The 24145-nt window shown below is 71.9% G+C and carries 22 protein-coding genes and 1 pseudogene; 10 read left to right on the top strand and 13 right to left on the bottom strand.

The genetic code is table 11. The annotated features are described in order from the left end of the window. Position 1 precedes the first annotated feature (1 nt). Together Asera_RS09050 and hemL are read right to left on the bottom strand one after the other, a co-directional pair. On the bottom strand, positions 2-649 hold the full coding sequence (locus tag Asera_RS09050) for a histidine phosphatase family protein (RefSeq protein ID WP_030446494.1): 648 nt from the start codon (positions 647-649) through the stop codon (positions 2-4). Between the two features lie 32 nt (positions 650-681). Beyond that, positions 682-2043, bottom strand: a complete 1362-nt coding sequence (gene hemL / locus Asera_RS09045; protein ID WP_030446493.1) for a glutamate-1-semialdehyde 2,1-aminomutase — start codon at positions 2041-2043, stop codon at positions 682-684. Between the two features lie 206 nt (positions 2044-2249). On the opposite strand from hemL, the gene Asera_RS09040 reads away from it, so the two are divergent. After that, positions 2250-2837, top strand: coding sequence for a Uma2 family endonuclease (locus Asera_RS09040; protein ID WP_051802289.1), 588 nt, complete (start codon positions 2250-2252; stop codon positions 2835-2837). 1172 nt (positions 2838-4009) lie between these two features. On the opposite strand, the pseudogene Asera_RS33900 reads toward Asera_RS09040, so the two are convergent. Beyond that, positions 4010-4918, bottom strand: a pseudogene (locus Asera_RS33900) (adenylate/guanylate cyclase domain-containing protein); the annotation flags it as partial. Between the two features lie 477 nt (positions 4919-5395). Between Asera_RS33900 and Asera_RS09030 the strand changes: the two are divergent. From Asera_RS09030 to Asera_RS09020, 3 genes are all read left to right on the top strand, one after another. Next, entirely contained in the window at positions 5396-6481 is a 1086-nt protein-coding gene (locus Asera_RS09030) for an S-(hydroxymethyl)mycothiol dehydrogenase (protein WP_030446490.1), read from the top strand. Between the two features lie 8 nt (positions 6482-6489). Then, positions 6490-7116, top strand: coding sequence for an MBL fold metallo-hydrolase (locus Asera_RS09025; protein WP_030446489.1), 627 nt, complete (start codon positions 6490-6492; stop codon positions 7114-7116). A 183-nt stretch (positions 7117-7299) separates the two neighbouring features. Then, positions 7300-8343 (top strand): S1C family serine protease, encoded by a 1044-nt coding sequence (locus Asera_RS09020; protein WP_030446488.1) that lies wholly within the window; start codon positions 7300-7302, stop codon positions 8341-8343. Between the two features lie 78 nt (positions 8344-8421). Here Asera_RS09020 and Asera_RS33780 read toward each other — a convergent pair whose 3' ends face one another. From Asera_RS33780 to Asera_RS08995, 5 genes are all read right to left on the bottom strand, one after another. Continuing rightward, complete coding sequence (locus Asera_RS33780; protein ID WP_030446487.1) at positions 8422-10356, bottom strand: sigma-70 family RNA polymerase sigma factor; 1935 nt, start codon at positions 10354-10356, stop codon at positions 8422-8424. A 17-nt stretch (positions 10357-10373) separates the two neighbouring features. Continuing rightward, positions 10374-10697, bottom strand: coding sequence for a YciI family protein (locus tag Asera_RS09010; RefSeq protein WP_030446486.1), 324 nt, complete (start codon positions 10695-10697; stop codon positions 10374-10376). Positions 10698-10956: 259 nt separating this feature from the next. Further along, on the bottom strand, positions 10957-11517 hold the full coding sequence (locus Asera_RS33565) for a glycosyl hydrolase family 18 protein (protein WP_212804541.1): 561 nt from the start codon (positions 11515-11517) through the stop codon (positions 10957-10959). Between the two features lie 23 nt (positions 11518-11540). Continuing rightward, a complete protein-coding gene (locus tag Asera_RS33560) occupies positions 11541-13988 on the bottom strand; it encodes a glycosyl hydrolase family 18 protein (RefSeq protein ID WP_212804540.1) in 2448 nt (815 codons plus the stop codon). Between the two features lie 269 nt (positions 13989-14257). Further along, positions 14258-14467, bottom strand: a complete 210-nt coding sequence (locus tag Asera_RS08995; RefSeq protein WP_030446485.1) for an FmdB family zinc ribbon protein — start codon at positions 14465-14467, stop codon at positions 14258-14260. A gap of 86 nt (positions 14468-14553) precedes the next feature. Here Asera_RS08995 and Asera_RS08990 point away from each other — a divergent pair, with 86 nt between their 5' ends. From Asera_RS08990 to Asera_RS08970, 5 genes are all read left to right on the top strand, one after another. Then, complete coding sequence (locus Asera_RS08990; protein ID WP_157034827.1) at positions 14554-15414, top strand: lytic murein transglycosylase; 861 nt, start codon at positions 14554-14556, stop codon at positions 15412-15414. An 82-nt stretch (positions 15415-15496) separates the two neighbouring features. Next, positions 15497-16408, top strand: coding sequence for an ABC transporter substrate-binding protein (locus Asera_RS08985; protein ID WP_030446483.1), 912 nt, complete (start codon positions 15497-15499; stop codon positions 16406-16408). After that, positions 16405-17265: an amino acid ABC transporter permease gene (locus Asera_RS08980; protein WP_030446482.1), complete on the top strand. Its 861-nt coding sequence runs from the start codon at positions 16405-16407 to the stop codon at positions 17263-17265. The genes Asera_RS08985 and Asera_RS08980 overlap by 4 nt, the downstream gene beginning before the upstream one ends. Further along, complete coding sequence (locus Asera_RS08975) at positions 17262-18056, top strand: amino acid ABC transporter ATP-binding protein (protein WP_051802285.1); 795 nt, start codon at positions 17262-17264, stop codon at positions 18054-18056. Before Asera_RS08980 ends, Asera_RS08975 begins: the two co-directional genes overlap by 4 nt. Positions 18057-18172: 116 nt before the next feature. Beyond that, positions 18173-19183, top strand: a complete 1011-nt coding sequence (locus tag Asera_RS08970; protein ID WP_030446480.1) for a GNAT family N-acetyltransferase — start codon at positions 18173-18175, stop codon at positions 19181-19183. On the opposite strand, the gene Asera_RS08965 is transcribed toward Asera_RS08970, so the two are convergent. The 4 genes from Asera_RS08965 to Asera_RS08955 all read right to left on the bottom strand — a co-directional run bounded on the left by Asera_RS08965 (position 19158) and on the right by Asera_RS08955 (position 22630). Continuing rightward, complete coding sequence (locus Asera_RS08965) at positions 19158-19781, bottom strand: helix-turn-helix domain-containing protein (protein ID WP_084131612.1); 624 nt, start codon at positions 19779-19781, stop codon at positions 19158-19160. The genes Asera_RS08970 and Asera_RS08965 overlap by 26 nt on opposite strands. A gap of 352 nt (positions 19782-20133) precedes the next feature. Further along, entirely contained in the window at positions 20134-21405 is a 1272-nt protein-coding gene (locus Asera_RS08960; protein WP_212804791.1) for an IS256 family transposase, read from the bottom strand. Between the two features lie 345 nt (positions 21406-21750). Continuing rightward, the gene (locus Asera_RS33895; RefSeq protein WP_425305974.1) at positions 21751-21978 is read right to left on the bottom strand and encodes an NACHT N-terminal helical domain 7-containing protein; all 228 of its coding nucleotides are present in this window, start codon (positions 21976-21978) and stop codon (positions 21751-21753) included. Between the two features lie 205 nt (positions 21979-22183). Beyond that, positions 22184-22630 (bottom strand): MarR family winged helix-turn-helix transcriptional regulator, encoded by a 447-nt coding sequence (locus tag Asera_RS08955; RefSeq protein ID WP_211255822.1) that lies wholly within the window; start codon positions 22628-22630, stop codon positions 22184-22186. Between the two features lie 192 nt (positions 22631-22822). Between Asera_RS08955 and Asera_RS08950 the strand changes: the two genes are divergently transcribed. Next, positions 22823-23062, top strand: a complete 240-nt coding sequence (locus Asera_RS08950; RefSeq protein WP_030449973.1) for a hypothetical protein — start codon at positions 22823-22825, stop codon at positions 23060-23062. Between the two features lie 13 nt (positions 23063-23075). On the opposite strand, the gene hemB is transcribed toward Asera_RS08950, so the two are convergent. Next, on the bottom strand, positions 23076-24056 hold the full coding sequence (gene hemB, locus Asera_RS08945) for a porphobilinogen synthase (protein WP_030449974.1): 981 nt from the start codon (positions 24054-24056) through the stop codon (positions 23076-23078). Positions 24057-24145 lie beyond the last annotated feature (89 nt).

Genomic DNA, 24145 nt, shown 5'->3' with positions numbered 1-24145 from the left:
CTCAGGCCCCGTGCTCGGCGGCGACCGGCGAGGACGCCACCAGATCGGCGGCGGGCTCGGAGTAGGAGATGCCGGTCAGCCGGTCACCCTCGAAGTGGAACGAGGTGAGGCTGGCCAGACCGCACTGCCGCTTGCGCGGGTCGTGCCACAGCTTGCGCCCCTCCGCGTACCGGCGGAGCAGCCAGATCGGCGACTGGTGCGAGACGCACACCGCCTCGTGACCGGCCGCCCGGTCGCGCGCGTCGTGCAGCGCGGCCGTCATCCGGCGGGCGATCTCGACGTACGGTTCGCCCCAGGACGGGCGGAACGGGTTGCGCAGCTTCGGCCACACCGACGGGTTCTTCAGCGCGCCGTCGCCGACGCCGAACCGCTTGCCCTCGAACCAGTTGCCCGACTCGATCAGCCGCGGGTCGGTGTCGATCGACAGGTGCAGCGTCTCGGCGATCGGCGCCGCGGTCTGCTGCGCCCGCTCCAGCGGGCTCGCCACCAGATAGGTCACGTCCCGGTCGGCCAGCGCCGCGGCGGCGGCGTCGGCCATCCGCTCGCCGCGCTCGGACAGCCGGTAGCCGGGCAGCCGCCCGTACAGGATCTTCTCCGGGTTGTGCACCTCGCCGTGCCGCAGCAGGTGCACGGTGGTGGTCAGCGGCATCGTCGGCTCCGGCTCGGTGGGCACATCGGGGGTCACAGAGTGTCCAGGGCGGCGGCGGCGCGGGCCGCGTCCGGCAGGGCGGCGGCGATCTGCTCCACCGCGGCGGCGTCGTGCGCGCCCGAGACGAACCACACCTCGAACGCGCTCGGCGGCAGGTAGACGCCGCGGTCGAGCATCGCGTGGAAGAACGCCGCGTAGGCGGCGGTGTGCTGGCGCTTCGCGCCGGCGAAGTCGCGCACCTCGGCGTCGGTGAAGAACACCGAGAACATCGTCCCGGCGAACGACACCCGGTGCGGCACGCCCGCCCCGGTCAGCGCCTTGTCGGCCAGCTCGGCGATGGTGTGCGCGGTGCTGTCGAGCTGCGCGTACAGCTCGGGGGTGCAGCCGCGGAGGGTGGCCAGGCCGGCGGCGCAGGCCAGCGGGTTCCCGGACAGGGTGCCGGCCTGGTAGACCGGGCCGTTCGGGGCGAGCTGGGCCATGATCTCGCGCCGGCCGCCGAACGCCGCTGCCGGCAGCCCGCCGCCCATCACCTTGCCGAACGTGTACAGGTCGGCGTCGGCCGGGTCCAGCTCGCTCCAACCGCCACGGGCGGCCCGGAACCCGGTCATCACCTCGTCGACGATCAGCAGCGCGCCGTACCGGTGGGCCAGCTCGGCGAGCGTGGCGTTGAAGCCGTCGCGCGGCGCGACCACACCCATGTTGCCGGCCGCGGCCTCGGTGATCACCGCCGCGACGGTGTCCGGGTTGGCCGCGAACGCGGCCTCGACCGCCGCGACGTCGTTGTACGGCAGCACGATCGTGTCCGCCGTCTCCGCCCCCCTGACCCCGGGCGAATCGGGCACCGCGGACCCGCTGCGCTCGGCCGCCTCGGCGAGCGTGGCGACGCCCGAGCCGGCCGCGGCGAGCAGCGCGTCCACGTGCCCGTGGTAGCAGCCGGCGAACTTGATGACCTTGGTCCGGCCGGTCGCGCCCCGGGCCAGCCGGATCGCGCTCATCGTCGCCTCGGTACCGGAGTTGACCAGCCGCACCTGCTCGACCGGGGTCCGCGCGACGATCTCCTCGGCGAGCGTCACCTCGCCCGGCGTCGGGGTACCGAAGCTGGTACCGGCGGCCGCCGCGGTCGTCACGGCCTCGATCACGCTCGGGTGCGCGTGCCCGAGGATCAGCGGCCCCCACGAGCAGACCAGGTCGACGTAGCGCCGGCCGTCCGCGTCGAACAGGTACGGCCCGGAGCCGCGCACCATGAACCGGGGCGTGCCGCCGACCGCCTGGAACGCGCGGACGGGTGAGTTGACCCCGCCCGGCACCACGGCGCGGGCGCGATCGAACAGGTCCTGGGAAACGGGGGCGTCGCTCGGGTAGCCGGCGCCGGCCGTCGAGTCAGCTGAGGTCACAACCCCGCCATTGTGGCAGGTGCTTCTACGCGCTGTCGGAGACCCCCGGAACCGGGTCGCTACCTCACATCGGATGGTGCCGCAACCCGCCCCGCCGTACCTGTGGACAACGGCGCCGCAACCTGTGGACAACCGGGGCGTTGCCGGGCCAAGCGGTCATCATCGCCGTATGACCCCTGCCCACCGAGACGAAACGGAGCATCATCATGGTCATGCCGGTGCAGCGCGATGAGGGCGACCTCAAGGCGGCGGGCCTGGTGCTGCCGCCGACCGGCCCCTGGACGGTCGACGACCTCGCCAAGCTCCCCGACGACGGCCTGCAGTACGAGCTGTTCGACGGGATGCTCGTCGTGAGCCCGGCGCCGGCCCCGGCTCACCAGAACACCGTGGGCGAGCTGCACGTGCTGCTGCACACCGCGTGCCCGCCGGACCTGAAGGTCTTCATGGCACCACTCGACTACCAGCCCGACCGGTTCACCTCGGTGCAGCCCGACCTGCTGGTGGTGCGGGAGGACGACGTCGGGGAGAAGACCATCCAGCGACCGCCACTGCTCGCGGTCGAGGTGCTGTCGGCGTCGACCAAGCGCAAGGACCTGACCGTCAAGCTGGAGACGTACGCCCGCACCGGCGTCGCCGCCTATTGGATCGTCGATGCGGAAAAGGCGACGATCCGAGTGCTGGAGCTGGTCGACGGGCGGTACGAGCAGGTCGGCGCGGTCACCTGGGACGAGCAGCTCACCGTCGAGCACCCGTTCCCGGTGACGCTCCACCCGGCGACCCTGCTCGACACCTGACCTCGACCGCCACCGGCCCGACCGCCACCCGCCCGACCGTCACCGGCCCCGACCGTCACCGCGCGCAGAGCCGACGCACGGCCGGCGCCCCGCCGGACTCAGCCGGCGACCGGCTCGCCGAGCGGCTGCAGCGTCGGCACCCAGGCGATCTGCCGCTGCCACAGCTGGTGGCGCGCCCTGACCCGGCCAGCTTCGCCGTGCGCCACCGCCAACCGGCGCGCCGGCCACCGCACCGGGTCGAGCAGCCGGTAGGTGGCACTCGTCGCGGTCAGGTCCACCTCGACCAGCGCCGCGTCCACCAGGTCGGCGATCGCGACGCAGGCCGTACCCCGATCCAGCCAGTCCGCGGTCAACCACTCCACCGCGGCCAGGTCCAGCGCGCCCGGCCACGCCGCCAGCCAGCGCAACAGCCGCGCCGCGGGCGGCGACAGCAGCCGGTACGACCAGGCGAGGTTCGCATCCAGGCTGGCCTGCCGGGCCGGCTCCGCAGCAGTCTCCCCGGTCCGCGGCCGGCTCGTCCGCTGGTCCGGGTCCATCGGCCAGTCGAGGTCCACCGGCGGGGTTCCCGCCCTCAGCACGGCGTCCGGGTCGGCGTCCGGGCCGCTCAGCAGGTCGGCCACCACCGCGGCCGGCAGCGCCCGCAGCCGCGGAACGGCCAGTTCCAGCGCCGCGGGCAGCCCGGCGAGCTGCCCGGCCAGCCGGGCGAGACCACCGGCCCGACCGTCGCCGGGCATGCCGGCCCGGCCGTCCCCGGTCGCGCCGAGCCGGCCGTCCCCAGCGCCGCCAAGCCGGCCGTCCCCGGTGGCGCCGAGCCGGCCGTCCGCAGCGCTGCCAAGCCGGCCGTCCGCGGTGGCGCCGAGCCGGTCGGCCAGCAGTTCGGTCGACTCGACCCGGCCGAGCGGGCCGAGATGCCAGAGCATCTCGCCGGGCACCCCGAGCGGGGTCCGGCCGGTCGCGAGCACCCGCACCAGCGGGCAGCTGGCGAGCAGCCGGGCCAGCAGCCCCCGGGCCGCACCGCGGGCCACCTCGCAGGTGTCCACCAGCAGCAGGCAGCGGCGCGGCTGGAGGTGTTCGACCAGCACGTCGACGGCCCGCTGACCGGGTCCGGGCCGAAGCCCCAACGCCGCTGCCAGCAGCCCGGCCACCGACCGGTCGCCGGCCCGCCTCGACCCGTCCCCGAGCCCGGCCAGGTCGATCAGCCAGGCGCCGTCGGCGAGCCGGTCGGTGGCCGGATCGGACCCACCGTCCGGCGGCACCGGCTGTACCGGCCGGAGCAGGTCGCGGGCCACCTCGACGGCCAGCCGGGTCTTGCCGACGCCGCCGGTACCCCAGACGGTGACGAGCCGGTGCCGGCGGACCAGCGCGGCCAGTTCGGCCCGGTCCCGGCCCCGCCCGACGAACCTGGTCAGCGGCTCCGGCAGGTTGTGGCACCGGCCGTCCACCGTCTTGGGCCGGGGAAAGTCGCGCGCCAGGCCCGGCGCGACGATCTGGTACAGCCGGGTCCGGTCGTCGAAACCGCGCAGCCGGTGCAGCCCGAGGTCGGTGAGCACGACGCCGTCGAGCCGCGTCGCGGTCGCGTCGCCGGGCCGCATCGAAATCGCGGCGTCGGCAGGCGTCGTAGCGCGTTCGGGTCGGGCCGTGGTGGCGGCCACGATCCGGGCCGCGGTCGCGGCGGTGCACAGCACCTGGTCGCCGGCCGCCGCGGCGGCGACGCGGGCGGCCCGGTGCACCTCGAGGCTGGCGTACTCACCGTCGGCGGCGACAGCGTGCCCGGTGTGCAGCCCCATGCGTACCCGGGGGCGCAGGTCGGGCGCCGGCCACGGGTGGGCGGCGAGGGCGCGCTGGGCCCGGATGCAGGCGCGCACCGCGTCGGCCGCATCGGCGAAGGCGGCGAAGAACGAGTCGCCCTCGGTGAGCAGCTCCGCTCCGCCGTACTCGCCGAGACAGCGCCGCATCAGCCGTCGATGCTCGCCGAGTACCACCCGGTAGCCGGGTCCCAGTGCGTGCGCGAGTCTGGTGGAGCCTTCGATGTCGGTGAACAGGAAGGTGACCAGACCGCTGGGCAGGCTGTCGTGGCTCATCGTCTTCTCCGCTGCTCGGCAATGGCCGTGCTGGTCGCGGCCCGTGCGACGACCGCTGCCGTCGCCGGATCCGCCACGGAGGTACGGCGCCCGCGGCGCGAGGATCGCCGGCACTGTCACCGGTACCCGGCTCACCGGCAAGCGCGGTACCTCCTGCCCAACAGTTGATCTCACGGCGGCTCGGTGTACGCAACGAGGGCCCCTGGCGGCAGTTGCGTACCCGCTCCCGGCCGGCCATCCTCCTCTCACGGCCTGCCGGGCAATAGTCCGCCGGGCCGCGCCGGCGCGTGGTCGGTACGAGCGAGCGTGCGCCTGGCCAGCGAAGTCGCGCCTCCGGCGCCGTCGCGCGCCACCACGTAGCGACCGCGCGGCGCGCTTCGGGGGCGGAGCGGTGCCCGGGGCGGAGCGATACCGGGGGCGGAGCGGTACCGGCGGGGGTCGTTGCGCCGCGCCGCCGGACAGGCCACGATCGCAGTCATGTCGCACGAGGTACGCGCAGTCCTGGCCACCGCCCGGGACACACCGGTCAGCGTCGAGACGATCACCGTGCCCGATCCCGGTCCGGGCGAGGCCCTGGTACGGGTGGCCGCCTGCGGGGTGTGCCACACCGACCTGCACTACCGCGACGGCGGGATCGGGGACGAGTTTCCCTACCTGTTGGGGCACGAGGCGGCCGGGACGGTCGAGGCGGTCGGCCCGGACGTCACCGAGGTGGCGCCGGGCGACTTCGTGATCCTCAACTGGCGCGCCGTGTGCGGCGTGTGCCGGGCCTGCCGGCGGGGCCGGCCCTGGCTGTGTTTCGACACCCGCAACGCGACGCAGAAGATGACCCGCGCCGATGGCACGCCGCTGTCCGCGGCGCTGGGCATCGGCGCGTTCGCCGAGCTCACCCTGGTGGCGGCCGGCCAGTGTACGAAGGTCGACGCGCAGACGCCGGCGACGGTGGCGGGCCTGCTCGGCTGCGGGGTGATGGCCGGGCTGGGCGCGGCGATCAACACCGGTCAGGTCGGCCGGGGCGACTCGGTCGCGGTGTTCGGGTGCGGCGGCGTCGGGGACGCGGCGATCGCCGGGGCGGTGCTGGCCGGCGCGACCACGGTGGTGGCGGTCGACGTGGACGACCGCAAGCTCGACTGGGCGCGTACGTTCGGCGCCACCCACACGGTGAACTCCCGCAACGCCGACCCGGTCGCCGAGATCAGGGCGCTGACCGGCGGCAACGGCGTGGACGTGGCGATCGAGGCGGTGGGCCGGCCGGAGACGTACCGGCAGGCGTTCTACGCCCGGGATCTTGCCGGCACCGTGGTGCTGGTCGGGGTGCCGACCCCGGAGATGACGCTGGAGCTGCCGCTGCTGGACGTGTTCAGCCGCGGCGGCGCCCTCAAGTCTTCCTGGTACGGCGACTGCCTGCCGAACCGCGACTTTCCGATGCTGATCGAGCTGTACCGGCAGGGCCGGCTGCCGCTGGAGTCGTTCGTGTCCGAGAAGATCGGCATCGACGACGTGGAGGCGGCGTTCGGCGCAATGCAGCGCGGCGAGGTGCTGCGCAGCGTCGTGGTGTTGTGAGCGCGCCGATGACGACGAGGATCGAGCAGATCGTCACCGACGGCGTGTTCGAGCTGGACGGCGGCCGTTGGGACGTGCAGAACAACGTCTGGCTGGTCGGCGACGCGCACGAGTGCCTGCTGATCGACGCGCCGCACGACGCGGCCGCGATCGCCGAGCTGGTCGCCGGCCGGGACGTCGTCGCGATCGCCTGTACGCACGCACACTCCGATCACGTGGACGCCGCGCTGGCACTGTCCGAGCTGGTCGACGCGCCGGTGCTGCTGCACCCCGACGACCGGGTGCTGTGGGATCTGGTGCATCCGGACCGGGCGCCGCACGCCGAGCTGGCCGACGGCGAGACGCTCACCGTGGCCGGCGTCGACCTGCGGGTACTGCACACGCCGGGACACTCGCCCGGGTCGTGCTGCTTCCACGCGCCGGCGCTGTCGGCGGTGTTCACCGGCGACACGCTGTTCGAGGGCGGGCCGGGCGCGACCGGCCGGTCGTACTCGGACTTCGACACGATCGTCGCCTCGATCACCGACCGGCTGCTGACCCTGCCGGGCTCGACGACCGTACACACCGGGCACGGCTCGCACACCACCATCGCCGCCGAGGCCGCCCGCGCCCCCGAATGGCACCCCACGCGTTGATCAAGGACCCCGCGCGTTGATCAAGGACCCCGCGCGTTGATCAAGGGATCGGGACACGTTCGCCCAGGACTCGATGCACCGATCCCTTGATCAACACACTCGGGCCTTGATCAACACACTCGGGCCTGGGGACGGTTCATCGAAACGGCCACGCTGTACCGCGCAGGCTGGTAACCACAGGTCATGTACGGGAAACGATCGGTGATGGTGGTGCTGCCGGTACTGCTGACCGCGGTGGTACTGGCCGGCTGCACGGGCGGTGGCAAGAAGGACGGTTCCGGCACGCCGAGCAGTACCGCCGCGGCGGGCCAGGACCAGCAGAGCAGCTCGTACGAGAAGGTCGTGTCGAACGTGCTGCGCTCGGTGGTGCAGATCAACACGTCCGAGGGCCTCGGCTCGGGTGTCGTCTACGACGACAAGGGCGACATCGTGACGAACGCGCACGTCGTGGGCGCCGCGAAGACGTTCGAGGTGACCACGGCGACCAGCCGGAAGCCGCTGTCGGCGACGCTGGTGGCGAGCTACCCGCCGAGCGACATCGCGGTGATCAGGGTATCCGGCGGCCTGAAGGTACCGGCGGCCAAGTTCGGCGACTCCGGCAAGCTGCGGGTGGGTCAGCAGGTACTGGCGATGGGCAGCCCGCTGGGACTGTCCGGTTCGGTGACCAACGGCATCGTTTCGGCGGTCGGCCGTACGGTGCAGGAGCCCGGCAGCGAGGGCAGCCCCGCCACCACGATCACCGACATGGTGCAGACCTCGGCGGCGATCAACCCGGGCAACAGCGGCGGCGCCCTGGTCGACATGAACTCGCAGGTCGTCGGGGTGCCGACGCTGGCGGCGACGGACCAGCAGGAGGGCGGCGCCGCCCCCGGCATCGGCTTCGCGCTGTCCAGCAACACGGTCAGCCGGATCGCCGACCAGATCATCGAGCAGGGCTCGGTCAGCAAGTCGGGCCGCGCGGCGCTGGGCGTGACGGTACGGCCGGTGCTGAACCAGGACTTCCAGCCGGCCGGCGCGGCGGTCGTGTCGGTGCAGAAGAACGGCCCGGCGGACAAGGCGGGCATCAAGGCCGGCGACGTGATCACCGCGGTCGGCGGTACCCAGGTGACCGACGTCGCGGAGCTGACCGCGATCCTCGCCGAACACAAGCCGGGCGACACCGTCGAGGTGACCGTGGACCGGGACGGCAACCAGCAGAAGATCAGGGTCAGACTCGGCGAGCAGTGACGGCCCGGCCCCGCCGCAGCCGACACTCGGCCATACCGCCGCAGCCGACACTCGGCCATACGGCCGCGGCCGCGACGGTCAGCCGCGGGTACGCAGCTGGCGCAGGGTGCGGCCGCCGCTGGCGCGCTTGAACAGGTACTCGGCGCGTTCGTAGGACAGCCGCCGCCGGCCGGTGTCCGGGCACAGGTCGGCGTCCGCCGGCCGGCGGGCCGGAGCGGGCCGGCGGTCGCTGCGAAACAGCGGCCCGCGTCGCCGGCCGGCAACCAGCTCGGGCAGCACCGCCGCGGAGCCGGTACCCCAGGTCAGCCAGCCGCGGTCGCCCCGGGCGCGGCGGTTCGGCAGGTCGAGGTCGTCGACGTCGAGACCGAGCACCGTGCCGACCGGGGCGCCGGACTCGGCCAGCAGCAGCCACAGCGCGCGCTCCCGGAGCGCGACGTCGGGCCGGGCGCAGAGCGCGGCGAGGTCGGCCGCCGGCAGCGGCTCGGTACGCTCCGCCGGCTCGGCCCGGCGGTCCAGCCCGACGTCGAGGCCGCTGCGGCCGACCCAGGCGCCGAACGACCGGACCGCCGCCCGGTGCCGGTTCCAGGTACGGGCCGCGGCGGTGCCCCAGGCGACGGCGAAGACCCGGGCCACGGAGTCGGCGGTGATCTCGGCCAGCGGGGTGTTCGGGCCGAGGTCGAGGACGATCCGGCGCAGCGTCTGCCGGTACGAGCGGAGCGTGCCGGCGCGGTGCCGGTCGCTGCCGAGGAACTCGGCCACGGCGGTGTCCAGGGTGCGGCCGGTCGACGGCGCGGCGGGCAGCTCGGCGGCCCGGCGGCGCAGGAACCGCCGTTCCGCGGCCGTGCGGGCCAGCGCCGCCGCCCGGTCGTACTCGCGGCGCGCCTCGGCGGGCCGGTCGAGCCGGGCGAGCAGGTCGGCCCGTACCCCGGGGAGCAGGTGGTAGTCGCGCAGGGCCGGGTCGCCGGCCAGCTCGTCGACCGCGGCGAGGCCGGCCGCCGGTCCGCGCGCCAGGCCGACAGCGACGGCCCGGTTGAGCCGTACCACCGGCGTCGGCAGCAGCCGTACCAGCGCGTCGTACAGCGCGGTGATCTCCGCCCAGTCGGTGTCCTCCGCCCGCCGGGCCCGGGCGTGGCAGGCGGCGATGGCGGCCTGCAGCACGTACCGGCCGGGCGGCTCGCCGGTGTCCCGGGCGCGCAGCAGCGCGGCGAACCCGCGCCGGATCAGCAGCGGATCCCACCGGCCGCGGTCCTGCTCGGCCAGCGGTACCGGGGTGCCGTCGGCGGCGGTGCGCGCCGCGGACCGGGACGCCTGGATCTCCAGCAGCGCGACCAGCCCGTGCACCTCGGCGGTGCCCGGTGCGAGTGCGGCGAGCAGCCGGGCCAGCCGCAGCGCCTCCAGGCAGAGCCCGGGCCGGATCAGGTCGTCGCCGGCGCTGGCCGTGTACCCCTCGTTGAAGATCAGGTAGAGCACGTCGAGGACGGCGGCGATCCGGTCGGCCAGCTCGTCCGCGGCCGGCAGCGCGAACCGCGCCCCCGCCTCGGCGAGGGTCCGCCGGGCCGCCGCGATCCGGCGTACCACGGTGGGTTCGTCGACGAGGAACGCGCGCCCGATCTCGGCCACGGTCAGCCCGCCGACCAGCCGCAACGTCAACGCCACCCGGTACGGCGGGGCCAGCACCGGGTGGCAGGTGAGCAGCATCAGCCGCAGCACGTCGTCCGGCTCGGCCTCGGCGGCCGCGGCCTGCTGCTGGTACCCGATGCGTTCGGTGGCCCGGTCGGCACGGGCGGAGCGGCGCAGGTGGTCGACGGCCCGCCGTTTCGCCACCGTGGTCAGCCAGGCCGCCGGGGAGTCGGGTACGCCGTCGGCCCGCCACCGTTCGAGCGCGGCGACGAGCGCGTCCTGCGCCAGTTCCTCGGCCAGCCCGACGTCGTGCACCAGCCGGGTCAGCGCGGCGATGATCCGCGCCGACTCCAGCTTCCACACCGCGTCGAGTGCGGCCTCGACGTCGCTCATCGCCTACGTGCGGGCCCTCATGCCGAGAAGACCTGCTGGATCGTGCTCTGGCCGTCGCCCACGATCCGGCGGAACCGGCGGCCGAGCTCGATGGCCTCCTCCTTGGAGCGCACCTCGACCAGCGCGAAGCTGGCGATGGCCTCCTTGGCCTCGGTGAACGGGCCGTCGGTGACGGTGATCTCGGCGCCGTTCGACGTGATCCGGGTACCGCCCGGCTCCAGCCCGCCGGTGGCGAGCAGCACCCCGGAAGCGGTCAGTTCCCGGACGAACTCGCCCATTTCGGCGAACAGCTTCTTGTCCGGCGCGGTGTCCGACGGACCGGTGGTCATCAGGTATCGCATGTCGTGCTCCTTGCTCGGTTTCGCGCCCCCGGTGCGGCGGCGCCATACCCGAACGTCGTCCCAGCCTATGTGACAGGGAACGCTGCGCCTCGACCATCCGCAGATCGCGAATTTCGTCCTCGCCGGGCTACTCGCCGCCGCCGGGCTACTCGCCGTTGCCGGACTGCTCGCCGTTGCCGGGGCGGTCGGCCTGCACCGAGGCGTCCCGCCCCCGGTAGGGGCGGGGACGGGACGCCGTGGGGGAGTTGGGCAGCGTGGGTCAGTGCTTGCGCGAGGTGATCGCGGCCGGCGGCGCGTACGGCGCGGCGCCGGAACCGTCACCGTGCGCCGGCGATGCCTGGATCGAGTTGGTGGTGGCCGAACTCGACGGCGGCCCGAACACGCCCCAGGTGTCGGTGGCGTACTTCGAGCAGTCGGCGGGCTTGCTCTTGCCGGACTCGGCCAGGATCTTCTCCAGCAGCGGCTGGCTCGCCGCCGTCTCGTCGTACGCCGAGAAGATCATCATGCCGCCCAGGCCGTTGCACTTCGCGTACGCCACGTGGTCCACGATGGACTGAGGTGTGCTGCCGGCGTAGAACGTCGTGCCGTCGTAGTACCAGCCGGCCATCCGCACCGGGTCGTAGTACGCGGTGCCGGAGATCTCCTTCTGCAGCGCCACGCCGGGTACGTTGCCGGACAGCGGATGCGGCGCGCTGGGCCCGGTGGCGGAGCCGTACTCGCCGTGGTTGGCGCCGGCCGGCACCCCGGTCCAGCCCCGGTAGTACATCGGGATCCCGATCGTGAGCTTGTCGGCCGGGAAACCGCCGGGAATGGAGTACATCGAATCACCGACCGTGTAGGCCTTCAGCACCGTGTCCGAGTCGTACTGCTGGGTGCCGCCCGGTACCTGCGTGACGGGTCGTCGGCGGACGGGAACAGCGGGTCCTGCAGGTTGGTCGGGCCGGTCGCGTCCCAGGCACCGTGCATGTCGTAGGTCATCACGTTGCCGTAGTCCAGGTACTGGCCGACCTTGTCGGTCTGGACCTTGTCGATCTTGTCCTGGCCACCCGGCAGCGCCGCGGTGAGCAGGTGGTGCTGGCCGCCCAACGCATCCAGCTGGGACCGGAACTCGGCGAGCAGCGCGGTGTAGTTCGCGGTGTCGTCCGGGCTGTGGTGGTTGCCGACGTGGCCGGCGTCCGACGCCGGGTACTCCCAGTCGATGTCGAAGCCGTCGAAGATCCCGGCCGCGGTGCCCGGCCCGCCGTACCCGCCGGCTTCCGGAATGTTGCCCTTGATGAACATGTCGATGCAGGAGCTGACGAACTTCTGCCGGGACGCCGCGGTCGCCGCCGCGTCGGAGAAGTACTTGGAGTACGTCCAGCCGCCGATGGACATGACGACCTTCAGGTTGGGGTGCCGGGCCTTCAGCTCCTTCAGCTGGTTGAAGTTTCCGACGATCGGCTGGTTGTAGGTGTCGGCCGTGCCGTCGACGCTGATGTCCGCGCCGAACGACTTCTGGTAGTCGGCGAACGCGTCGCCGGCACCGTCACCGGCGTTCGGGTCGGACTCGCCGCCCGGGTCCGGGGTCGACGCCTTCGTCGCCTCGAAGCAGGTCTTGCTGTTCGGGTCGATGTTCGCGAAGTCGTAGTTGATGACGTCGATGTCGTCCGCATACCGGTCCAGATCCTTGAGGTAGTAGGCGTTCTGGTAGATCGACCACTGGTCGAAGTAGATGATGTTCTTGTCACCGGCACCCGATCCGTTGATGTAGCCGGACGTGTCGCCGTCGCCGCTACCGCCGCCCCCGGTCGGGGTGGTGACCGACACCGCGTCGGTCTTCGGACTCTCCCCGGCCGCGTTCACCGCGGTGACCTGGAACTGGTACGTGGTCTGCGCGGTCAGGCCGGAAACGGTGGCGCTCGTACCGCTCGCCGAGGAGACCTTCCCACCGTCCTGGTAGATGTTGTAGCTGTCGACCGTGCCGGCCGGCGCGGTCCACGCCAGGGCCACGGTGGTCGCCCCGGTCGCGATCGCGGTCAGCCCGGTCGGCGCCGCCGGCGCCGTGCCGCCACCGCCGCCACCGCCGCAGGCACCGTCGTCCTGCCAGGGGCCCCACTCGGCGGCGCCGGGCGTCTCACCCTGCGTCCACCACTTGGCGGTCCAGGTGTGGCCGTCGTAGCTCACCTCGTCGCCGGCGGTGTACACCGCGGAGGCGTCCCAGGCCGCCGCGGCGCAGGTGCCCGGGTCGGTACCGCCACCGCCGGGCGGGGTGGTCGGCGGGTCGACCACCGTGGTCTGGTTCGCGAACGCGGTGGTGTAGGTGGTGAACTCCCACTTCTGCTGCGTCACGCTGGAGCACTCGCCGGACAGCTTCTGGTTCTCCGGCGGGTCGCACTCCCGGTCCCGGTTGGCCGACCAGTACGTGTACCGGCCGAGCTGGTGCGACAGCGCGTAGTTCAGCACGGTCTGGAAGTCGGCCTGCCGGAAGTACTCGGCGGCGTCGGTCCGGCCGTTCATGCTCGACACGCCCTCGTGCTGGTAGGCGAAGTCGGAGGCCCAGCCGAGGTGGCTCTCCAGCAGCCCGTGGAACGCCTCCAACGCCGCGGTCTGGCTCGCGCCGCCGCCGCCGAAGCCGTTGTCGAACGGCATGATGGAGAAGTTGGACGGGGTGAAGCCGATCGACTTTGCCTGGTCGAGCAGCTGGGTGCCGAACCAGCCGGTGCCCGCGGTGGTGCCCGGCATCGTGACCGACACGTACAGGCCGGGGTTGTTCGACTGGAGCTGCTTCGCGGCACCGAGCTCGCGGGCGATCGCCGCGGTGTTCTCGTACTCCGGCTCCTCCAGGTCGAAGTCGATCGCGTGCAGGCCGTACGCGTCGATCACCTTCTGGTACGCCGCCGCGGTGGAAGCGACGTCCGAACAGGCCTGGCCGAGCTTGGTGCCGTTGTAGCCGCCGACCGAGACCGACACGTCGCCGCCCTTGCCCCGGATGGTGTCGATCGCCGTGGTGATGGCCGGCGCCGAGCCGATGGGCGTCGTGCCGTCCCAGGCCGGGTTGCAGCCGCCGTCGGAGAGGATGAACGCGAGCTGGAAGGCCTTCTGCCCGGTGGCGTCCATGATCTCGGCCGGGTCGGGCGGGTTGTTGTCGGCCGGCATCAGGTACGGCGCGGCCGCGTACCAGTTGGTGGACAGCGCGGCGCTCGGCGCCACCTGTCTTGCTGCGGGTGCGGCGTCTCCGGCGGCCGCGGCGGTGCCGGCGAACAGCACGCCCACCGCGGCGGCGCAGAGCGCCTTGCTGATCGGTCTGTGCACAGATCCTCCTCGGGGAGTCGGCCACGCGGCGGGGGTGGCCGCGCGGATCTGTCGCAACCGGGATGGAGCTTCGGTGCCGATCTTTAGGAAACTTTCCTTATAGTTTTCGGACCTTAATGTATTCGTCTTACCCCGTCAATCGCCGATTTCGGGCATCGTGCCCTAACGGTTGATCGCTCCCCAAGACAACAAAACAGCCACACCCGGGTCGGGTGTGGCCGTCGAGATCGACGCGGCGCGCGCGCCGTCGCCCGCGGGGCGCGGAGGCGTCAGTGGCCGCAGCCGCAGGCGCCACCGCAGCAGCCGCCGCCGGCCGCCGGCGCCGGCCCGCCGACACCGCCCAAAGCGACCGTGGACAGCAGTTTCACCGTGTCGGTGTGCCCCTGCGGACACACCGCCGGATCGGCCGAGGCGGACATCGGCCGGTCCAGCTCGAACGTGCGCGTGCACGCGCGACAGCGGTACTCGTACCGAGGCATGACGGGCACATCCTTCCGGTCGGACCGAGGCAAGCAATCGACAGTACCGGTTGAGCGTGCCGGAAGGACCCGACATACTCGACGTCGTGGTACGGCTTGCACTCCCCTCGCTGCACATTCTCCGCTGGTCCGGCTGGCGCCGGCCAGCGGTACGGCTCGGCCTGACCGGTCTCGCCGCGGTCGCCGTCATCGGCGCCGTCGGCACGGTGGGCGGCTACGTCGTGCCCACGCTGACCGCGCACGACGGTCCGGCCAAGAAGGTGGCCGGCCCCGCCACGTCGACCAGCCCGGCCCCCGCCGGTGGACTGCCCGGCGGCGGACCGCTCGGCCAGCCCAGCGACACCCCGTCGCCGTCCAGCAGCGCCGCCCCGTCCTCCGGGCCGGCCACCGTGTCGTCCTGGGCGCACAACCTGACCAGGCTCGGCATCTCGCAGGTCGCCCTGCAGGCGTACGGGTACGCCCAGGTGGTCACCGCGCAGGCCACCCCGGGCTGTCACCTGAGCTGGACCACGCTGGCCGGCATCGGCAAGATCGAGTCGAACCACGGCACGCACGGCAGCTCCCAGCTGACCCCCGACGGCAAGGCGGTCCCGCCGATCTACGGCCCGCCGCTGAACGGCGCCCGCGGCGACAAGCTGATCAAGGACACCGACAAGGGCGCGCTGGACAGCGACACGGTGTACGACCGGGCCGTCGGCCCGATGCAGTTCCTGCCCGGTACCTGGACCAAGTGGGGCACCGACGCGGACGACGACGACGTTGCCGACCCGCAGGACATCAACGACGCGGCACTGTCCGCGGCCCGCTACCTGTGCGCGGACGGCCACGATCTGTCGACCGGCACGGGCTGGTGGCAGGCCATCCACTCGTACAACAACCTCGACAAGTACGCCTCGGACGTCTACGCGGCGGCCGACGCCTACGGGGTGGCCAGCCAGCAGGGCTGAGCAACATTCGGGCATCCGCCCACCTGGCGGTACCGAGCACCGCCTGGACCAGCCATCGGCGCAGCTCACTTATGCTTCCGGCATGTCTTCACGCTCGCGCCGCGTCCCAGGGCGCGTTTCGGAATCCCGCGTACCGGCTGCGGCCCTTGCCGTCGCCGGTGCCGTCACGCTGGCCGCCGTCGGCGCCGGCTGCGCACCGCAGAGTTCGGACTCCGGTTCGTCGAAGTCCTCGGCCAAGGCGGCGTCCTGCACGCCGGATGGGCTCGCCACCAAGACGAAGGGCACGCTGACCGTCGCCACCGACAAGCCGGCGTACCCGCCGTGGTTCATCGACAACAAGCCGGCCAACGGCAAGGGCTACGAGTCGGCCGTCGCGTACGCGGTCGCCGACAAGCTCGGGTACGCCAAGGACAAGGTGACGTGGATCGTGGTGTCGTTCAACACCGCGATCGCCCCCGGCCCCAAGCAGTACGACATGGACATCAACGAGTTCTCCATCTCGCCGGAGCGGCGCAAGGCGGTCGACTTCTCCTCGCCGTACTACGACGTGCGGCAGACGGTGGTCGCGCTGTCGTCGTCGAAGATCGCCAAGGCGACCTCGGTGGCCGCGCTGAAGAACGCCAAGCTCGGCGCGCAGGTCGGCACCACGAGCTACCAGGCGATCACCGAGTCGGTCAAGCCCAGCGTCAAGCCGCAGGTGTTCAACAACAACGACGATGCCAAGAAGGCGCTGCAGAACGGGCAGATCGACGGCCTGGTCGTCGACCTGCCCACCGCGTTCGCGGTCACCGCGGAGATCAAGGGCAGCACGATCGTCGGCCAGCTGCCGAAGCTGTCCGGCAAGCCCGAGCAGTTCGGCATCGTGCTGGACAAGGACTCGCCGCTGACCGCCTGCGTGTCGAAGGCGGTGGATGCTCTGCAGTCCGACGGGACGCTCGCCGCGCTGCAGAAGAAGTGGCTGGCCGACACCGCGGGCGCGCCGGAGCTGAAATGACCGGTACCGCCGCCGCACCGGCACCGAGCGAGGTGCAGCTGGGCCGGCTCGCGTACCGGCGCCGGCAGACGGTGAAGTCGGTGCTGGTCGCGGCCGGGTCCACGGTGGCGCTCGGGCTGGTCCTGACCGTCGCGATCACCGGTGCGCCGGGCTTCGACCGGGTCCGCGAGTCGTTCTTCGACCCCAAGGTCGCCGCCGAGACGTTGCCGGACATCCTGGTCGGGCTGTGGCTCAACATCCGGCTGCTGGTGTGCTGCACGATCGGCGCGCTGATCCTCGGACTGCTGATCGCGGTGCTGCGCACCCTGCGCGGGCCGGTGTTCTTCCCGTTCCGGGCGCTCGCGATCGGCTACACGTACTCGTTCCGCGGCGCGCCGCTGATCATCGTGCTGTACGTGCTGACGCTCGGCGTGCCCGGGCTGCGCCTCGCCGGTACCCCGTCGGTCGTGGTGCTGGGCGGGATCGCGCTGGTGATCACCTACGGCGCCTACATGGCCGAGGTGTTCCGGGCCGGCATCGAGTCGGTACACCCGTCGCAGCGCGCGGCGGCCCGGTCGCTGGGGCTGTCGTACCGGCAGACGATGCGGTTCGTGGTGCTGCCGCAGGCGGTCCGGCGGGTCACGCCACCGCTGCTCAACGACGTGGTGTCGATGCAGAAGGACGTAGGGCTGATCTCGCTGGCCGGGCCGATCGACGCGATCCGGGCCGCGCAGATCGGCGTCGCCGAGCACTACAACTTCACCCCGTACATCGTCGCCGGCGCGCTGTTCGTGCTGATGGCGATCCCGCTGATCGCGGTGACCGACTGGGTGACGCTGCGCTCCGCCCGCCGCCAGAGCGCGGACGGTGCCGCATGAGCACCGTACGACGCGAACCGGCCGGCCAGGCTGCCGCCGGGGCCGACGCGCCGGTGCTGTCCTGCGCCGGGGTGCGGAAGCGGTTCGGTTCCACCGAGGTGCTCGCCGGGTTCGACCTGGACGTGGCCGAGCACGAGGTCGTGGTGCTGATCGGCGCGTCCGGCTCGGGCAAGTCGACGCTGCTGCGGTGCGTCAACCTGCTGGAGGACGTCGACGACGGCACGATCCACCTGGACGGCGAGCACATCACCGACCCGCGGATCAACCCGGACCGGGTGCGGCAGCGCATCGGGCTGGTCTTCCAGTCGTACAACCTGTTCCCGCACCTGAGCGTGCTGGACAACGTGACGCTGGCGCCGCGCCGGGTGCACCGGGTGGTGCGCGCGCAGGCCGAGGAGCGGGCGATGGCCTGGCTGTCCCGGGTCGGGCTCGCCGACAAGGCCAGGGAGTACCCCGACCGGCTGTCCGGCGGGCAGCAGCAGCGGGTCGCGATCGTCCGGGCACTGGTCAACTCGCCGCGGTTGCTGCTACTCGACGAGGTGACCTCGGCGCTCGACCCCGAGCTGGTCGGCGAGGTCCTCACGATGGTGCGCGACCTGAAGTCGGACGGCATGACGATGCTGCTCGCCACGCACGAGATGGGGTTCGCCAAGCAGGTGGCCGACCGGGTCTGCTTCCTGTCCGAGGGGCGGATCCTGGAGCAGGGCACGCCGGCCGAGGTGCTCGGCGACCCGCAGCAGCCGCGTACCCGGCAGTTCCTGCAGCGCATCATCGAGTCCGGGCGGCTGTGATCCGACCCATCAACGGACATTTCACGTAGTATGTCCGAATGACTGATCGCCCCGACAGCAAAATAACTCGCCGCACACACTCGCGCACGGACTCCCCCATCGGGTAGGCAGGAGTGGTGCGGATCAGAGAGTGGGCGCCGGCCACCGCGTCGGACGCGGAGATCGACGCGTGGCTGCGGGTGTACAACGCGGCCATCGCCGCCGACGTGCCCGGCGAACCGCCGTGGCGGCGCGACCGGCTGCGCGACTACCTGTCCGCCACGATGCCGAACGAACGGCGCGCCGCCTGGCTGGCCGAGGACCACGGCGAGCTGATCGGGTACGTCGGGGAGAACCTGCTCGGCTACGACATGACCGGTACCGCGGTGATCGAACTGTTCACCGAGCCGTCCCACCGCCGGCGTGGCGTCGGCGGCGAGCTGCTCGCGGCCGCGGCCCGGCACGCCGCCGCGCACGACCGCGAGCTGATCAGCACCGAGATCGTCGAGGGCACCCCGACCGTCGACTTCTACGCCGCGCACGGGTTCCGGCCGACGGTGGTCGAGGAGAGCAGCCTGCTCTCACTGTCCACAGTAGACTGGGATGCGGTGACGGAGAAGTCCGGCCGGATCGGCGCCGGCTACCACATCGAGCACTTCCCCGACGGGCCACCGGAAACGCTGCTCGCCTCGTACGCCGACGCCAAGCTGATCACCCGGCACACCCCGGTCGCCGACGTCGAATGGCACGCCGGCTTCGAGGCCGACCGGATCCGGGACAGCCTGCGTACCCTGCGGGCCCGCGGGCTGCGGCCCTACGTCACCGTCGCCATCCACACCGCCAGCGGCGAGGTCGCCGGCCTCACCGAGCTCGTCGTCCCGGCCCACCGCCCGGACCGCGCCGACCAGTACGACACGATCGTGGTGCCGGAGCATCGTGGCTACGGGCTCGGGCTGACCATGAAGGCCCGGCTGCTGCTCGCGCTGCGTACGGCCGAACGGCAGGTCGCCACGGTGCAGACCTGGCAGCCGGTCGGTGACGAGCAGATGCTGCGGGTCAACGCCGAACTCGGCTTCCGCCCGCACCGCCGCTGGTACGACTACGAGGCCCCGGTCTCCGCCGTCATCGAATCCCGCCGCACCGCCTGATCCGCGCATCCGCCCAGGCGCCTCGGCGCCACGCCGTGCGATGCTGCCAGCCGGGATCGTGCAGGGGATCGGGAGGAGGCGGATCGAACCGATACTGCGCGACCCGCACCTCCCACTGGCTGCGACGCCGCTGCGCCTCCCGCCGCTGCGGGTCCCTATGAAACGTCTCCGGCGGCCGCGCCAGCCCGTAGATGTCGCCCCACCATTCTCCGGCGACAGGATCCAGGATCGTGTCGAGATGGGCAGGGTAGCGTCGTCCGGCACCGTCGCGGGTGTCGTCCCACACCTGCATCGGCAGCACCAGCCGACCCTCATCGTCCAGCACGCTCAGGTGCAGCCCCACCGTGGCGAGGATCCGATCGAACACCTCGACGCTCAGTCGGTACGAGCCGGTCTCGATCCGACCGATCACCGAGGGACTCAATCCGACCACGTCCGCGAGTTCACGCTGACTCGCCCGCCCAAGCCGACGCACGCGGCGCACGATTCCCGCAACGAACGCAGTCACCGACGGCCTGGGCCGGGCCGTCGCCCAGCACACGACGCCGTCCGGATGACCCTTCGACTGCCGGCTCTTCTCCGTGCCCCAGGCGCTCATACGTCGATCGTCTCGCCCCTCGTCACCGCGGCTCCACTTATGCACAGCCCTGTGGATGTCGTCCTTCCGTCGCACCAATCGTGCTACCGCACCGCACCTCACCACCGCAGTAGCCGAACTCGCCGCCCGACGGAACTCTGCCCTTCCCGGCCACCACCCCTGTTCACAGCCCTTTGCTTTGCTTCCTCATAGGAAGCGCTGGCACGGTGCTTCCTATGAGGAAGCAGAGCCGCTTTGCTTCCTCTCAGGGAGCAGAGCGAGGGAATGTCGGTGCGACGCTCGGTGCGGATGCGCCGACGTCCGGCCCGCACCGGGTCTGTCAAACGTTCGGTGTATCTCAGGGTTGGGTGGGTTACTTCTTGCCGGCGGCCAGACGGCCGTCGAAGGCGATGTCGAACGCGTTGAGTGCGGGCTTCCACCGCATCATCCAGCGTTTGCGTCCGATGCCGGTCGGGTCCAGGCTCATCACCGCCATGTAGACACACTTGAGCGCGGCCTGTTCGTTGGGGAAGTGCCCGCGGGCCCGCACAGCGCGACGGATCCGGGCGTTGACCGACTCGATCGCGTTGGTCGAGCAGACCACCCGCCGGATCTCCGGGTCGAACGCCAGGAACGGCACGAACTCGGCCCAGGCGCGTTCCCAGAGCCGGACGATGGCCGGGTATCGGGTGCCCCACGCCTCGGTGAACTCGGCGAACCGCTCGGCCGCGGCGGCCTCGGTGGGCGCGGTGTAGACCGGCCGTAGCGCCTTGGCGATAGCGTCGAAGTGCTGCCGGCCGGCGTAACGGAAACTGTTGCGCAGCAGGTGCACCACGCAGGTCTGCGTCACCGTGGCTGGCCACACACTGGCGATCGCTTCCGGTAGCCCGGACAGCCCGTCGCAGACCATCATCAACACATCGGCCACGCCCCGGTTCTTCAGCTCAGTGAGCACATGCAGCCAGTACTTGGCGCCTTCACCGCCGTCACCGGCCCACAGCCCGAGGATGTCACGGTTGCCCTCGCAGGTGACCGCCAGCGCCACATAGATCGGCCGGTTCGCAACCTGACCATCACGGATCTTGACGTGGATAGCGTCGATGAACACCACCGGATACACTGCATCCAGCGGCCGGTTCTGCCACTCGACCATGCCCTCGATCACCTTGTCGGTGATCGTGGAGATCGTCTGGCGTGACACCTGCGCCCCATACACCTCAGCCAGATGGGCCTGGACCTCGCCGGTAGTCAATCCCTTGGCCGCCAGAGAGATCACCATCTCATCGACCCCGGACAGCCGCTTCTGTCGCTTCGCCACGATCCTCGGCTCGAAACTGCCATTGCGGTCCCGAGGAACATCCAGCTCGACCGGACCGACCTCGGTGAGCACGGTCTTGCTGCGGACGCCGTTGCGGGAGTTGCCGCTACCTCGACCAGCCGGATCGTGAGCCTGGTAGCCCAGATGGTCGGTAATCTCGCCCTCCAACGCCGACTCCAGCACCCGCTTGGTCAGCGCCGCCAGCAGCCCGCCCTCCCCGGTCAGCTGCAGCCCACCGGCCTTGGCCCGATCGACCAGCTGATCAATCAGCTGCTCATCCAGCCCGCCCAGGCCAGCCGCCCGTGTCGGATCGTCGGTGTTGTCCATACCAGACATCATCTCGGTCATCGATGTCACTTCCATGATCGGGAGTTACACCGAACGTCTTACAGTCCCCCCGCACCGTTCTGTCTGCTTCCTATGAGGAAGCAGAGCAAAGGGTCGCGAATAGGTGGTTGGGGTAAGGTCGGCATCGGTTTCGTCATTATGAAGCCACGGTGTAGCGACTGGCAGATCCCTTGTCGCACAACGGAACTCCACCCGTCCGCGGGGTCAGGGATCGGACTCGGAGTGGTCTTCGACGGGCTCACCCAGTACGCATCGAGCATGGGCCGCGGCGCTGCGACCCGACCCGTGCGTTCCCCGATCGGCCGGGTCGCGCCAGCTGGCCCGTCAGGGTTTCGGCCGATGTGGCTGCGCGGGCCGAGGAGCAGGTCGGCCAGCCGGCCGACCAAGGGGGCACCGCCGGCACCGGGGCACGGTGTGCGCGGCGAGCAGGCGCTGGATGCGGTCGTACCGGGTGGCGCCGGTGAGGTGCTCGGACAGCCGGCCGAGCAACGGGCCGGCGAGCTTCAGCACCTCCGCCCTCACGTCGAACAGGCCGAGCACCGGGCTGGCCAGCCCACCGGTGGCCAGGGGTGGCGCCGAGCAGCGCGTCCCCGAGCGCCCGGTCGAGCCCGGCGAGCAGGCTTCGCTCCGGCGCGAGCAGCTTCACCGCGTCCCGATGACCGACCGATCGCATCCCGCCTCCCCGTTCGCCGGGTTCTGCGATCAGCCCATCATGACTGGAACCGTGGCCAAGTCGCCCGAGGGCGGGGCGGGGCGGTCAGCTGGGGAGGTCGAGGTTCGTGGCGACCCGGGCGAGGGCGGTACGGAAGGCGGCGCGGTCCGGTGCGCTCAGCCCGGCGAGCAGGTCGTGCTCCATCGACTCGGACAGCCGGGTGCATTCGGCCAGCAGCTCGGTGCCGTGCGGGGTGAGCCGGAGCGCCTGGCGCCGGCGGTCGGCGGGGTCGCGGACGCGTTCGACCGCGCCGATGCGTTCCAGGTGGTCGGCGATGCGGACGATGAGGCTCGGCGCGACGCCCATCGTCCGGGCGAGGTCGAGCTGCGAGGTGGCGGGAGCGGAGGCAAGCAGGGCGAGGACGCCGACGTGCTTCGGCTTCAGGTCGTACCCGGCGATCTCGGTGGCGAAGCGCTCGGTCACCACGGCGCCGACGACACCGAGCCGGAACGCCGAGGTACCAAGCAGGGGCGCGTAGTCGACGTCGGTCATGGCGAGCATGCTAGTGCGCCGAAATCATTCACGCCGTGAATGATTTCGCAAGCCGTCCCGATCCACCGCACGCTCGAGAGCGCGACGGCCCGGCCGGGAATACGAGGTGCGTCTGGTTCGTGACAGTTCCGTCATGACCCCGGGGTGTGGCCGTCGAACCAGCGTCAGCCCCCGCCCGGAAGGTGATCGACCATGAGCCATTCCGCGATTCACTACGGCACCCCGCACGCCGGCGACCAGGTCTGGATCTCACCGGCCGCCGGGATCCACGGCCAGGGCTCCTGGTGGGCGCTGGTCGTGTCGACCAGCCAGGCACTCGTCAAGGGCGCCGTCTACCTGCGAGTGGTACCGCTCGCCGACGTCGACGGCGACGCCCGGGTACGCGAGTTCTACGCCCGCACCGCGGGCCTGCTGATCCGCCGTTGCGGCTGACACCGCGCGGCGGTCAGTAGCCGGCTCGGAGCAGCGCGGTCGCCTCGGTCGCCCAGTACGTGAGGATCTGCTGGGCACCGGCCCGCCGGATCGAGGTCAGCGTCTCCAGGATGGTGCGCTCCCGGTCCAGCCAGCCGTTCGCGAACGCCGCCTCGGCCATCGCGTACTCGCCGGACACCTGGTAGGCGGCCACCGGCACGTCGACGGCGGCGCGCACCGCGGCGACCACGTCCAGGTAGGGCAGCGCCGGCTTGACCATCACCAGGTCGGCGCCCTCGGCGACGTCGAGCGCGACCTCGCGCAGCGCCTCCCGGCCGTTCGCCGGATCCTGCTGGTAGGCGCGGCGGTCCCCCTGCAGGGTGGACTCCACCGCCTCCCGGAACGGGCCGTAGAACGCCGACGCGTACTTCGCCGCGTACGCGAGGATGCCGACGTCGGTGTGGCCGGCCGCGTCCAGCGCCTCGCGCACGACGCCGACCTGGCCGTCCATCATGCCGCTGGTGCCGACCAGGTGCACCCCGGCCTCGGCCTGGCGGACCGCCATGTCCGCGTACCGGGCGAGCGTCGCGTCGTTGTCCACCCGGCCCTGCGCGTCGAGTACGCCGCAGTGGCCGTGGGAGGTGAACTCGTCCAGGCACAGGTCGGACATCACCACGGTGGCGTCGCCGACCTCGGCGGCCACGTCCCGGATCGCCACGTTGAGCACGCCGTCCGGGTCGGTACCGGCGGAGCCGACCTCGTCGCGGGTCAGCGGCACGCCGTACAGCATGATGCCGCCGACGCCGGCCTCCACCGCCTCGACGACCACCTTGCGCAGCGAGTCGCGGGTGTGCTGCAGCACGCCGGGCATCGACGCCACCGGCTTCGGCTCGGCGATCCCCTCCCGTACGAACAGCGGCAGGATCAGGTCGGCCGGCCGGACCACGGTCTCGGCCACCAACCGGCGCATCGCCGGGGTGGTCCGCAACCGGCGCGGTCGTACGTCCGGGTACATCGGCTTCTCCTCACATCGAGGCCGGCGGTTCGGGCCGGCAGATCGAGGGCGGCGAGACCCCGCCGGCGGCGCGAACGCCGCCACCGGGG

Source organism: Actinocatenispora sera (genome assembly GCF_018324685.1).
GTDB classification, from domain to species: Bacteria; Actinomycetota; Actinomycetes; order Mycobacteriales; family Micromonosporaceae; genus Actinocatenispora; species Actinocatenispora sera.
The sequence above is the reverse complement of the archived record's forward strand: the minus strand, read 5'-3'. Positions and strand labels throughout refer to the sequence as shown.

Coding starts and splice junctions, on each gene's coding strand:
- Asera_RS09050 (WP_030446494.1), bottom strand. CDS start 649: ATGCCGCTGACCACCACCGTGCACCTGCTGCGGCACGGCGAGGTGCAC.
- Asera_RS09040 (WP_051802289.1), top strand. CDS start 2,250: ATGGTCATGCCGGTGCAGCGCGATGAGGGCGACCTCAAGGCGGCGGGC.
- Asera_RS09030 (WP_030446490.1), top strand. CDS start 5,396: ATGTCGCACGAGGTACGCGCAGTCCTGGCCACCGCCCGGGACACACCG.
- Asera_RS09025 (WP_030446489.1), top strand. CDS start 6,490: ATGACGACGAGGATCGAGCAGATCGTCACCGACGGCGTGTTCGAGCTG.
- Asera_RS09020 (WP_030446488.1), top strand. CDS start 7,300: ATGTACGGGAAACGATCGGTGATGGTGGTGCTGCCGGTACTGCTGACC.
- Asera_RS33780 (WP_030446487.1), bottom strand. CDS start 10,356: ATGAGCGACGTCGAGGCCGCACTCGACGCGGTGTGGAAGCTGGAGTCG.
- Asera_RS09010 (WP_030446486.1), bottom strand. CDS start 10,697: ATGCGATACCTGATGACCACCGGTCCGTCGGACACCGCGCCGGACAAG.
- Asera_RS33565 (WP_212804541.1), bottom strand. CDS start 11,517: ATGTACTCCATTCCCGGCGGTTTCCCGGCCGACAAGCTCACGATCGGG.
- Asera_RS08995 (WP_030446485.1), bottom strand. CDS start 14,467: ATGCCTCGGTACGAGTACCGCTGTCGCGCGTGCACGCGCACGTTCGAG.
- Asera_RS08985 (WP_030446483.1), top strand. CDS start 15,497: ATGTCTTCACGCTCGCGCCGCGTCCCAGGGCGCGTTTCGGAATCCCGC.
- Asera_RS08980 (WP_030446482.1), top strand. CDS start 16,405: ATGACCGGTACCGCCGCCGCACCGGCACCGAGCGAGGTGCAGCTGGGC.
- Asera_RS08975 (WP_051802285.1), top strand. CDS start 17,262: ATGAGCACCGTACGACGCGAACCGGCCGGCCAGGCTGCCGCCGGGGCC.
- Asera_RS08965 (WP_084131612.1), bottom strand. CDS start 19,781: ATGAGCGCCTGGGGCACGGAGAAGAGCCGGCAGTCGAAGGGTCATCCG.
- Asera_RS08960 (WP_212804791.1), bottom strand. CDS start 21,405: ATGGACAACACCGACGATCCGACACGGGCGGCTGGCCTGGGCGGGCTG.
- Asera_RS08955 (WP_211255822.1), bottom strand. CDS start 22,630: ATGACCGACGTCGACTACGCGCCCCTGCTTGGTACCTCGGCGTTCCGG.
- Asera_RS08950 (WP_030449973.1), top strand. CDS start 22,823: ATGAGCCATTCCGCGATTCACTACGGCACCCCGCACGCCGGCGACCAG.
- hemB (WP_030449974.1), bottom strand. CDS start 24,056: ATGTACCCGGACGTACGACCGCGCCGGTTGCGGACCACCCCGGCGATG.